The 11,987-nt window shown below is 66.9% G+C and carries 8 protein-coding genes; 5 read left to right on the top strand and 3 right to left on the bottom strand.

The annotated features are described in order from the left end of the window. Positions 1-1,406: 1,406 nt before the first annotated feature. From OHT21_RS40440 to OHT21_RS40420, 5 genes are all read left to right on the top strand, one after another. Positions 1,407-2,420 carry a hydroxyacid dehydrogenase gene (locus tag OHT21_RS40440; RefSeq protein ID WP_328773211.1) on the top strand — a complete coding sequence of 338 codons (1,014 nt, stop codon included), beginning with the start codon at positions 1,407-1,409 and terminating at the stop codon, positions 2,418-2,420. Positions 2,421-2,540: 120 nt separating this feature from the next. Then, the gene (locus OHT21_RS40435) at positions 2,541-3,626 is read left to right on the top strand and encodes a LacI family DNA-binding transcriptional regulator (protein ID WP_328773210.1); all 1,086 of its coding nucleotides are present in this window, start codon (positions 2,541-2,543) and stop codon (positions 3,624-3,626) included. 389 nt (positions 3,627-4,015) lie between these two features. Then, positions 4,016-5,350: an ABC transporter substrate-binding protein gene (locus OHT21_RS40430; protein WP_328773209.1), complete on the top strand. Its 1,335-nt coding sequence runs from the start codon at positions 4,016-4,018 to the stop codon at positions 5,348-5,350. A 10-nt stretch (positions 5,351-5,360) separates the two neighbouring features. Beyond that, complete coding sequence (locus tag OHT21_RS40425) at positions 5,361-6,245, top strand: carbohydrate ABC transporter permease (RefSeq protein WP_328773208.1); 885 nt, start codon at positions 5,361-5,363, stop codon at positions 6,243-6,245. Then, positions 6,245-7,183 (top strand): carbohydrate ABC transporter permease, encoded by a 939-nt coding sequence (locus OHT21_RS40420; RefSeq protein ID WP_328773207.1) that lies wholly within the window; start codon positions 6,245-6,247, stop codon positions 7,181-7,183. Before OHT21_RS40425 ends, OHT21_RS40420 begins: the two co-directional genes overlap by 1 nt. 119 nt (positions 7,184-7,302) lie before the next feature. Here OHT21_RS40420 and OHT21_RS40415 read toward each other — a convergent pair whose 3' ends face one another. The 3 genes from OHT21_RS40415 to OHT21_RS40405 form a co-directional block, all read right to left on the bottom strand. Then, positions 7,303-8,931, bottom strand: coding sequence for a glycoside hydrolase family 43 protein (locus OHT21_RS40415; protein WP_328773206.1), 1,629 nt, complete (start codon positions 8,929-8,931; stop codon positions 7,303-7,305). Between the two features lie 378 nt (positions 8,932-9,309). Beyond that, the gene (locus tag OHT21_RS40410; protein ID WP_328773205.1) at positions 9,310-10,542 is read right to left on the bottom strand and encodes a MalY/PatB family protein; all 1,233 of its coding nucleotides are present in this window, start codon (positions 10,540-10,542) and stop codon (positions 9,310-9,312) included. Positions 10,543-10,634: 92 nt separating this feature from the next. Beyond that, positions 10,635-11,945, bottom strand: coding sequence for an ABC transporter substrate-binding protein (locus OHT21_RS40405; protein WP_328773204.1), 1,311 nt, complete (start codon positions 11,943-11,945; stop codon positions 10,635-10,637). Between the last annotated feature and the right edge of the window lie 42 nt (positions 11,946-11,987).

The following is an 11,987-nucleotide window of genomic DNA, read 5'->3' as shown; positions in this document are numbered from 1 at the left end:
GAGCCTTGACGAACTTTCGAAAAGACTCGGCAACCTCGACGACATGAGCCGGAAGGCCGGAGGGCCGCTGCGAAGTGCGGCGAACCCACCAAGAGCAGCAGCTCCTGACGTTGCTGCTCGACCAGGGTGCCTGCATCGCGCGGCGCTGGCACGGCTGGCGGGAGTGTCCCGTACAACGGTCTCGACCATCGTCCAACGAGGTGCTGGAGCGCGGCCTGTTCGCCGAAGCCGAGGGGAAACCGATTGCTGATTGCGTCAGGCGCGCCGGTGATCTTGTCGGTCAAATCCACGCGGCGGCCGTGGCCGGGATGAACCACACCTTCGACGGCGTGTGGGCGCATCTCGCCGGCCTCGCCGCCCGGGAGGCCGCGAGCGCCGACACGGCTCTGGATCCCGACACCGGGCCGACCCGGCGGACCGCGGCCGGTGCGTCGATCCTTGGGCGGCTCCTGAACGAGGAGGGGGCCTCGGTGTCGGCGTGCGCGTCCAACGGCCGATCCATCGTGACACCGGAGTGGTGGGGGGGTGTCGCTGCACCCCGAACGCATCGTCGTGGGCGGCGAGTTGATCCGCGCAGACGAGCTGCTACTCGCCCCGATGCACACGGCGATCCGCCGCTACGCTCTCGCCCTGGTCCAAGAAGTGGACGTGTTCCAGGCGGAGTTGAGCCCCGACGTACCCCCCGAGTCAGGCCTCGGTGCCCGAGTCCACGCCCTCGGCGGAGCGGCCCTGGCCCTGAGCGAGACGCCGGACCCTGCGGCGGCACTGAACCCGGGTTGCGGCGAAAGGGGCGACGGCGTGAGCGGTGGTACGGCGGGTGGCTTGGCGAGGGGATGGTGGAGCCGTTGGGGCTGCGGGCGGTCAGGGGGTCCTCATCCAGGAACAAAGCGTCTCTGGAACTCTGTGTGTGCCTGAAGGTTCAGGCTTTTCGGGCGCGGCGTGGCCGTGTGCCGCCGTCGTGGGTCCGAACCTCACGTCACGCCCCCGCCCGGGCCGGGCCTCGGTATCGCGATCGACGAAGCCGCGGTGCGCAGGGCCGCATCCGAGGGCCACCGCTGGCGCAACCAGATCTGGCGCCACGGGGACGGTTCCTTCGCCGAGTGGTGAGCCGAACGGTGAGCCGAGCGGAGTCTGGCCCGGCTCGCGCCAACCGGTTGGAGTAACCGATTACGACGGGATTCAATGGTCCCGTCACCGTCGACAGCAGCTGGCGAACTGACCGCTCTATTGCGGCAGATACACCGAACTAGCTGCGACGCCGCCCTGCCGCGACGCTGGCGTACACGCCCGACAGCATCGGAAACCCACCGGTCCCAGGGATCACCCTGCGCATTGACCACCCAATGCGTCAGACTTACGGTAGAAGGCGCTTTCAGAAAACGTTTCCCCAGCACCTCAGGAGAGTCATGTCCAGCGCCCAGCCGCCGAGGGCCGTGTTCGCCATGGATCCGGTGCACCTCCCTCTGCTCTTTCCTCCGCCGCTCATGGCACGGCTCCAGCAGGTCGCCGAGATCGACACCTCGCTCGTCGTACAGGACTTCACCGCCCCCGAGGCCGCCGCGGCACTGGCCAGGACCGAGGTGCTGATCACGGGCTGGGGCTGCCCCCACCTCGATGAGGATGTCCTCGCCGCGGCCCCGAACCTGCGCGCCGTCCTGCACGCCGCGGGCTCCGTCCGCTCGCTGGTCGGCGAGGCGCTGTGGAAAGGAGGGCTCACCGTCTCCAGCGCGGTGACCGGCAACGCGCTGCCGGTCGCGGAGTACACCCTCTCCATGATCCTGCTCGCCGGAAAGGACACCTTCGCGCACCGCGAGCGCTTCCGGGACACCCACGCCTACCCGTCCACCTCCGAGACCGCGGCCACCGGCAATCTCGGCCGCCGCGTGGGGATCATCGGCGCCTCACGCGTGGGCCGCCGACTGCTGGAGCTGCTACGGCCCTTCGACCTGTCCGTCGCGTTGTACGACCCCTATGTGGACGCGGACGAGGCGGCGGCGCTGGGCGCCGAGTTGCTGTCGCTCGAGGACCTGCTCAGACGCAGCGACATCGTCAGCCTGCACGCCCCCGACATCCCCGAGACCCACCGCATGCTCGACCGCGAAAAGCTCGCCCTCATCAGGGACGGCGGAGTGGTGATCAACACCTCCCGCGGAGCCCTGGTCGACCCCGACGCGCTCGCCGATGAACTGACGAGCGGCCGCCTGAGCGCGATCCTGGACGTCACCGAACCCGAACCGCTGCCCGCCGACTCCCCGCTGTACAAGCTCCCCAACGTCTTCCTCACTCCGCACATCGCGGGCTCCCTCGGCAATGAGCTGGCCCGCCTCGGTGGCATCGTCGTCGAGGAGCTGGAACGCGTTTCCGCGGGCCTGCCTCCGGCCCACGAGGTACGGCACGCGGATCTGTCCCGTGTCGCCTGAGCCCGGCCCCGAGCACCAGCCACCGCCCCGGAGAAACAATGGGATACGGTTCCCGCACCGGCCCGGGGCAGGGGCCCTGACCGCCCGGTGGGGAGTCACTACGGTTAAGGAGCCGCAACGGTGAGCGAGCGCACGGCGTCGGGTGACTCAGGACGGGCCACCATCCGGGACGTGGCGGCACGGGCGGGCGTCTCCGTGGCCAGCGTCTCGCGCGTCCTGTCCGGCAACTATCCGGTGTCCGAAGAGCTGCGCCGCCGGGTGATGAAGGTGGTCCAGGACCTGGACTACGTCACCAACGCGCACGCCCGTTCACTCGCCGGCGGCGGCACACCGACGGTGGCCATCCTCATCAACAACATCACCGGCGCCGCCTTCACCCACGTGGCCAAGGGAGTCGAGGGCGCGGCCTCGTTGCGCGGCTGGCTCTCGCTGGTCGGCACGACCGGAGACGATCCGGAACGCGAACTCGCCCTGGTCAACCTGATGCGCCAGCAGGGCGTCACCGCGGTGATCCTGCTCGGCGGCGCGTACGACTACGACGAGTACCAGCTGAGGATGGCCCGGTTCGCCCGCTCGCTGGACGCGGCCGGCTCGCACCTCGTGCTGGTGGGCAGGCCTCCGCTGGAGGGCGACGTACCGGCGACGACGGTCGATTACGACAATGAGGGCGGCGCCTACGCCATGGCCAGCCACCTCCTGTCCGCCGGTCACCGCCGCGTCCTGGTACTGCCGGGTCACGCCGAACTCACCACCGCTCAGGGCCGGTTGAACGGCGCCCGGCGGGCCTTCGAGGCGTACGGGGTGCCCTTCGATCCGAAGCTGGTGCTGCACGGCCCGTACGACTACGAGCACGGGTACGACGCCGTCGAGGAAAGCCTGCGTCTCGGCCTTGACTTCACGGCGGTGCTCGCGGGCACCGACGTGGTCGCCGCGGGTGCCATGCAGGCCCTGCGTACGGGTGGGCTCAGGGTGCCCGAGGACGTGTCGATCGTCGGCTACGACGACATCCCGCTGGCCTCCCAGCTCACCCCCCAACTGACCACCGTCCACGTGCCGTACGAGGAGATGGGCCGCGTGGCGCTGCGCGCCGTGGCCAACCGGCGCGAGAGCGGTGCGGGCCGCCGCAGGGGCGGCGACGGCGACCATGTGGTTCTGGGCACGCATGTCGTCGTACGGCAGTCCGTACAGCCTCCGCCGGTGCCTTAAGGACCTGGTAGGTGCCACCAGCACGGCAGCCGTAACAGGTCTGATGACTGCTGTTACGTAAACGGCTTCTAGGTCGATCGAAAGCGCGCGAGGGCGCTTCCAGACTGCCACAAGCCCGCGCCTGCGCACCGCTGACCTGTGCTTTCGCTGCCATGCGCGGGCAGGACGCGACCACGACGACCTGCCACATCGCCGACAACCGAACTTAACAATTTGCCGTCGGACTCTTGCGTGAAACAGAACGGGCGACCTACGTTTCACAGCAACCGTTTTCTACAGCTTCCGCCAGAGGGTTTCCGAGACACGAGCCGACGTCTTCCCCGCTCGCCGTCGCCCCACCGAGCCACCCCTCTTCCGCGATCGTCTACGCCTCGAAGGATGACCGTACGATGAACTTCACCAACCCCCGGAGAAGGTTCGCTCGCGCCGCTGTCGCGGGCATCGCCCTGACAGGTCTGCTCGCCGCCTGCGGCGGACCCGGAGACGACGAGCCCGCCGAGTCCTCGGGTCCGGTCACCCTCGACTTCTGGGGCTGGGCCAACGGCCAGGAGGCCGTCGTGAAGGCGTTCAACGCCAGCCACAAGGACATCCAGCTGAAGTACACCAAGGTCACCGACCAGCTGACCATGCAGAAGCAGCTGACGAACGCCGTCAAGGCCGGTAACGCTCCCTGTCTGATGCAGAACACCGGCGAGTACGTGACGAGCTGGGTCTCCCAGGGCGCGCTCGCCGACATCACCGAGTACGTCGAGGGCGAGAAGGACAAGTTCAACCCCGGCTCGTGGGCCACCGGTCAGGTGCAGGGCAAGGTCTACGGCGTTCCCACCGCATCGGCGCCCGCCTTCACCATCTACCGCACCGACCTCTTCAAGAAGTACGACCTGGAGCCGCCCCAGACCTGGGACGACTTCATCGCCGCGGGCAAGGAACTGAAGAAGCACGACATCAAGGTCACCAACTACGCCGGTGAGGACCCGAGCACTCTCGAGGTGCTGGCGATGCAGGCCGGAGCCAAGTGGTACGCCGTCGAGGGCGACTCCTGGGCGGTGAACTTCAAGGACGAGGGCACGCTCAAGGCCGCCGACGTGATCCAGCAGATCATCGACAACGACCTGAACTCCAAGCTCTCCTTCGCCGACTACGCGGCCGTGCAGCGCAACTACGACAACGGCGGCACCGCGACCCGGCAGATCTCCACCTGGCAGATGTCCGGCATGGTGCAGAACTTCACCAAGTCCTTCGGCGACTGGGCGCTGTCCCCGTGGCCGACCTTCAAGGGCGAGGCGCCCAAGACTCCGGCCGGCACCAACCAGAGCGGCAACCTGACGCTGGTCTCCGAGCAGTGCAAGAACAAGGAGCAGGCCGCCCAGGCGGCGCTGTGGATGTCCACCGACACCGGCGCGGTCAAGACGATGGCGAGCCCCGAGACCGGCAGCGGTGTGATGCCGGCGCTGGCCGACAGCGACGCGTACGTCTCGGAGGCGATCTCCGAGAAGCTGCTCGGCAAGAACTACGAGCCCGCCAAGAAGATCGTCACGGACAGCCTGAGCACCATCAACACCGACTGGACCTTCGGCCCGAACTGGACCGCGATGTTCACGGAGATGCAGGACGAGTGGGCCAAGGTCGTCAACAAGGAGCAGAAGGTCACCGACCTTCTCGACCACATGCAGCAGTGGACGGTCAACGACCTGAAGCAGCGCGGCATCAGCGTCAAGGGCTGAGGCACACTTCATGATTCGCTCACTGCGCTGGAAGGGTGCCGCGTTCACGGTGCCCTTCCAGCTCGGCTTCGTCTTCCTCTATCTGCTTCCGATCGGCTACGCGGTCTACCAGTCGCTGTATCTGCAGAAGCAGTCCGGGCTCGGTCTCGGCGGCGCGACCAGGGAGTTCGTCGGGCTGGAGAACTACCAGCAGGGCCTGACCGACTCGGCGTTCATGACGTCCATCCTCAGGGTGGTGCTGTTCGCCTGCGTGCAGATCCCGTTCATGCTGTTGATCAGCCTGGTGCTGGCGCTCCTCCTGGACGCGGTCACCTCGAAGGTGGCCGGCCGGTTCCGGATCCTGCTGCTGGTCCCGTACATGATCCCCGGCGTGGTCGCGGCCATCGTGTGGGTCAACCTGTACAGCCCCGAGGTGGGCCCGCTGACGCCGCTCGGCGAGCTGTTCGGCTTCGACTGGAACTTCTTCGCGCCCTCGATGGTGTGGCCGGCCATCGGCAATCTGCTGACCTGGCACGGCATCGGCTACAACATGGTGATCATCTACGCGGCGCTGCAGGGCGTACCCCGTGAGCTCTTCGAGGCCGCGCGGCTCGACGGCGCCTCCGAGATGCGGATCGCGCTGAGCATCAAGATCCCGTTCGTACGTGGGGCGCTCGTCCTGACCGCTCTGCTGTCGATCATCCAGATGCTGCAGATCTTCAACGAGCCCGCGCTGTTCAGGAACGTGACGCCGCAGACGGTCAGCGACAGCTTCACCCCGATCATGATCATCTACAACCAGGCGTTCAACGCCGGCAACTACCACTACGCCGCGGCCCTGTCGGTGCTGCTCGCCCTGATCCTCGGTGTGGCGTCCTTCGTCTTCTACCGACTGACCTCGAGGGAGGTGGACTGATGGCGCTGACGGAAAACCGTAAGGAAAAGGGCGCGGAAACCGCCGCCGTGCCACCCAACGGGCCCGCCGTCCGGCGGCGCACCCGCCCCGACCCCGCTGCCCGTTCACGGGGTGGGCAGCGGTTCATCCTCGTCGGTCTGGTCCTGGCCAGCGCTTACAGCCTGTTCCCGGTGTACTGGCTGATCATCGCCGCGACCAAGGATCGCGTGGGGCTGTACCAGAGCAACGGGTTGTGGTTCTCCGGCTTCCATCTGTGGGAGAACCTGCAGCAGGTGTTCACTTACGAGGACGGCATCTTCCTGCGCTGGACCGCCAACTCGTTCCTGTACGCGGGAGTCGGCTCCCTCGGCGGCACCCTCATCGCCCTCCTCACAGGCTACGGGCTTGCCCGCTTCGACTTCCCCGGGCGCGGCGTGGTGTTCGCGGCCGTGGTGGGCTCCTTCCTCATCCCGATCGCGCTGCTCACCCTGCCGCTGTACCTGATGTTCTCGGAGATCGGCCTGGTCGACACCCCCTGGGCGATGCTGATCCCCTGCCTGATCAACCCGTTCAGCGTGTACCTGGCCAAGGTCTACACGGAGGCCACGATCCCGTTCGAGCTGCTTGAGGCGGCCCGGATCGACGGCGCCGGGGAGCTGCGGATCTTCTTCAGCATCGTGCTGCGGATGATGACCACGGGCGGCGCGACGGTGTTCCTGCTCGCCTTCGTCAACACCTGGAACGCCTTCTTCCTCCCGCTGACCGTGCTGCGCGGCGAGGAGAACTGGACGCTCAACTTGGGCCTGTACAACTGGTCCGGCAAGCGCCTGGAGTCGGGCATCGACGTGACCAGCCTCGTCCTGACGGGCGCGCTGCTGTCCATCATCCCGATGGCGATCATGATGGTCGCGATGCGGCGTTACTGGCGGAGCGGCGTCACCCTGGGCGCGCTCAAGTAGCCAAGCCTTTGGAACGCAACTCGGCGGTCAGCGACGTAACTTCGTCGCTGACCGCCGAGGCGCTTCGCCAGGCGCTACTGACGCCGAGGCGTTCGCCGGGCACTACTGGCGGAGCACCCCTACTCCTGCTCGCCGTCCCCGTCATCCCCACCGTCGAGATCCCGCACCTCGAACCAGTCGAAGTCGGCCGGGGTTCGTGTCCCGCTCAGGTCCTGTGCGCAGATTCCGACGAACGTGCCGGTGAACCGCAACCGGTTCCCGTAGTCGTCGGAGAGCTTGCTCGCGTCCAGGACCGGGCCCACGGCCTGCCAGTCCGTCCCGTCGGGTGAGGCGAAGAAGCGCAGTTCCGTGCCGTCGAAGCGGGCCCGCAGGTACGCCAACGGCCAGTCGTCGACGTCGAGTTCGGACTCCTGGACTTCCTCGTACGCCCCGTCGTCGGTGAGCACCACGCCCAGGACGCGTCCCCTGCCCTCGGTGTGGGTGAGGCGCAGGTAGTAGTGCGTCGACGTGTCGTACCAGCAGATGAGGCCCGCGCGCTGGCTGAAGTGGGAGGGGCGGAAGTCGACGACCGTCGTCACCTCGCACCGCACCGAAGTGAGCCGCCGTGCGACCAGGCTCTGGTCGAAGAGCGAGTGCGGACTCTGCCGGCCGCGCAGCCGCAGATGTCCTGGGCGTTCGCCGAGCGTCAGCCACTCGGAAGTCGCGGGGGCCCGCAGAGTGCTCCAACCCCCGTCCAGAGATGGCGAGTTGAAGTCGTCCCGGGCCGGAGACCCGGCGACCGGGCCCGGCGGTCCCGGCTCCACCCCCGTGGGTGCCAGAACCTCCAGACTCGGCAGCCGACCCTCATCGGCCAGCCGCAGCCAGCCGTCGTCCGTCCAGGACACGCGCTGCAGGCAGGTCTCCCTGCCGAGAACGCAGCGCGGCCCGTCGGGCGTCTTTACGGGGCGGGAGGCGAGGTGCGCGAGGTACCACTCCCCCGCCGGCGTCTCGACCAGCTCGCCGTGACCGGCCTTCTGCAGTGGCCAGTCCGGGGTGTCCCGGGTGGTCAACAGCGAGCCGAGCGGGTCGAGTTCGTACGGTCCGGTCAGCTCGCGTGAGCGGGCCATGAGGATGCCGTGGTTCCAGCCGGTGCCGCCCTCGGCGAGCATCAGGTGGTACCAGCCGCCCCGACGGTAGACGTTGGGGCCCTCGATCAGCTCGTCGTGCTGGAGGATCGTGCGGGGCTGTCCGATCAGGGCCCGCTTGTCGGAGTCGTACTCCTGGAGCAGGATCCCGGCGAAGGACGGACGGTCGTCGCGCGGGTCCCACTGGATGTTCAGCAGCCAGCTGCGGCCGTCCTCGTCGTGGAAGAAGGACGGGTCGAAGCCGGAGGAGTTCAGGAACACCGGCTCGGACCACGGGCCCTCGATCGACGGGGCCGTGATCAGGTAGTTGTCGAGGTCCTTGAAGGGGCTCCCGATGGTGCGGACGATCGTGTAGACCAGCCAGAACTGCCCGTCGTGGTACGACAGTGAAGGCGCCCAGACGCCGGCCGAGTCGGCGACTCCGCGCAGGTCGAGCAGATCCGGGCGGTCCAGGATGTGGCCGGCCGGCTCCCAGTGGACGAGATCCTTGGAGCGGTGCACGGGCACGCCCGGGTACCACTCGAAGGTCGAGGTGGCGATGTAGTAGTCCGCGCCGACGCGCAGGATGCTCGGGTCCGGATGGAAACCGCGCAGCACGGGGTTTCGGAGGTGGCCCGAGGTCATGCCGGTCCTTTCACAGATGACTCAGGTGACTCAAGTGGCTGTTGCTGGGGTGGGGTCAGCCCTTGACGGCGCCCTGCATCCCCCGGCGACGATCTACTTCGACAGCAGAAGGAAGATGATCAGCTTGAGCACGTTCAGTGTAGGAACCGGTTGCTATCGGGTCAACGTTTCCGTCGCGTGAGCAGCTCTATTCGAAACTTTCGCTGGGAAATCAGCTGCCGGTGGGAGCGGACCCCTGTGCCCGCGTGGTGACTGTGTCGACGAAGACGCGGGCGGATGTGACGGCTTGATCGTCACTGGTGTCGAAGGCCGACACGTCTTCGTACCACCGCTGGTACCGCTGCGAGCAGTCGCTCGTGGCGGTGAGGTCGAGGAGCGCTATCGCGACAGCGCACGATCGATGCGTTCGAGCGCCTCAGTCAGCACCTTCCGGGGGCAGCCGACGTTGAGTCGGACGTACCCCTCTCCTCCGGGGCCGTAGACCCGGCCGTCGTAGAGATTGACAGCCGCACGGTCGACAAGGAACTGATGCAGCCCGCCCACACGAGCGTCAAGTTCACGAGCCTCCAGCCAGACCAGGAACGATGCGTCCGGCGGCATCGGCGTGATCTCGGGCAGGCGCTCTTGGACGAACTCGTGCACGAAGGCCACGTTGCCCTTGAGATAGTCGGTCAGCCTGTCGAGCCAGGGACCACCCGTCGTGTAGGCGGTCTCCAAGGCCAGACGACCGAAGTAGTGCGCGTTGATCATGAACGATGCCCGCATGACGTTCAGCAGTTCCGAGCGTAGGGATGGATCGGCAACCGAGAGCGTGGCCGATGGCAGGCCGGCTAGGTTGAACGTCTTCGTGGGGGCAGTGCAGATGAATGCTCGGCGGGCGGCATCGCTGCTGATCGAGGCGTAGACCACGTGGGGCCGACCGTTCAGTCGGATGTCACAGTGAATCTCGTCGGAAATCACCAGAAGGTCGTAGCGCGCACAGATGTCGTTCACGGCGAGCAACTCCTCGGCCGTCCAGCTCCGGCCCGAGGGATTGTGCGGGTTGCAGAGCAACAGCACCTTCGCGCCGGATGCGGCCAGCTCGGCCAGGTTGTCGAGGTCGAACTCGTATCGGTTGTCGATGAGCCGCAGCCGGTTCACGAGCAGCCGCCGCTCGTTACCGGTAATAGCCTCGAAGTTCGGCGAGTAGACCGGTGATTGGACGATCACCCCATCTCCAGGGGCGGTGAAGGTGCGCAAAATTGCTGCGACCGAGGACATGATCGCAGGGGCCGGAAGGAGGGTTTCCACCGGTGGTGTCCAGCCGTGCCTGACGGTGAACCAGTTCTGCACGATCTGGAAGTGTTCCGGGTCTCGCAGGGTGTAGCCGTAGATACCGTGGTCCGCAGCGGCGCGCAGGCGGTCGATGACGGTCGTTGGCGCCCGGAAATCCATGTCGGCCGTCCACAGCGACAGCAGACCCTCGCCCTGGACACGCGGGGAGAATTCGTCCCATTGGTTTGCCCATTTGGCTGACCCGAAAGGGGCGCGGTCGTACACCGTGTCAAAATCGGGGTCGGCACCGTACGCTGCGGTGGCGGTGGGCATGGCTTTTGTTGGTCTGGTGGTCATGCGAAACCCTTCACTCCACGGGCGATACTGCAGTCCGGGTGGTCGTGGCTGCGGGGCGGATCCGGAGCCACGACCACCGGCCAGGCAGGGGCTCAGCCGTTCTGCCCGATGCCGGCTTTGATGAGTTCCGGGACGATCTTCTTGCTCTCGTCGAACGAGATCAGCACGATGGCGTCCGGGTGCTGGGCCTTCACCTTCTCCACCTCGGCCGTGTAGTTGGCTGCGTTCGCGTCGTAGAGGGCATAGGAGACGACTTTGCCGCCGGACTCTTCGTAGAAGGAGCGGACGTTCTTCGCCAATGCCTCTCCGTAGGCGTCCTGCCGGGCGAGGATTGCGATGTTGCTGTGCCCGTCCTCGCTGATGGTCTGGGCCATCACCTGCCCCTGCAGGACGTCGGAGGGGGCCGTGCGGAAGTACATGCCGTGGTCGGGGTAGGTGTCGAATGCGGTCGAGGTGTTCCCGGCCGATATCTGGACGACGCCGGCCCCGGTGATCTTGTCGATGACCGACAGCGACACCGACGAGGAAGCGGCGCCGATGATGACGTCGGCACCACCGCGGAGCAGTTTGTCGGTCTCGGATGGCGCGATGTTCGGCGACCCGTCACCGGAGTCGCCCTTCAACTGCTTCACCTTCTTGCCCAGAACACCCCCGGCCTTGTTGATTTCGTCAATGGCCAGGTCCACGCCGGCGAACTGCGGGGCGCCGAGGAAGGAGCTGTCCCCGGTGCCTGGGAGCAGGGTGCCGAACGTAAGGGTCCCGTCCCCCTTGGGGATGGGGCCGCTGACCTTCTGATCGGCTCGGATGTTGGCCTGGTCCGGGGTGGTGCCGTTGACGTAGCCGACATTCTTGTAGTTGTTGTCCTGCCCGAATTGGTAGATGCCGACGGTCGCCGCGGAGGGGCTTCCTGTCGAGTTCATCTCGATCGGGCCGGAGGGGCCGTCGTAGTCGATGTCCGTTCCGTCGGCGAGTAGGTCAGCGCACTGCTTGAAGCTGGTGCATTTTGTCCCATCCCTGGTGACGCCGATCTCCTTCCCGGCGATCGCCTTGCCGGAGTCGTTCTTGGCGGCGACCGCGGCCAGGGCTGAGAGGATCGTGGCGTCGTAGGCCTCCGGAGCGTAGGTGAAGTCCTTCACCTTGCTGTTGATCTTGAGGATCCTCTGCCGGAACTCGTCGCCGATCTTGCCGCCGGGGAGGGTGGCGCGCACACCCTTGAGAGTGCCGGGCTCGAAATCACCGGAGTAGTCGGCGGTGTTGCCGTCCACGAAGTAGAGCTGGGTGCCCGCCTTGGCTGGCGGCTCGCTGCCGGCTGCGGTGGGGCTGCTGTTAGAGCTGCAGGCGGCGGTTGCCAGCGCGGCGGAGGCCAGAACGGCGATACAGGGGATGCGTCTCGGGAGCGACATGGGACCTCCAGGGTGGGTGAGGACTGCTGCGGTATTGGTGTG

The organism is Streptomyces sp. NBC_00286, from assembly GCF_036173125.1.
Taxonomy (GTDB): Bacteria; Actinomycetota; Actinomycetes; order Streptomycetales; family Streptomycetaceae; genus Streptomyces.
This window is presented reverse-complemented; position numbering and strand designations above follow the sequence as displayed.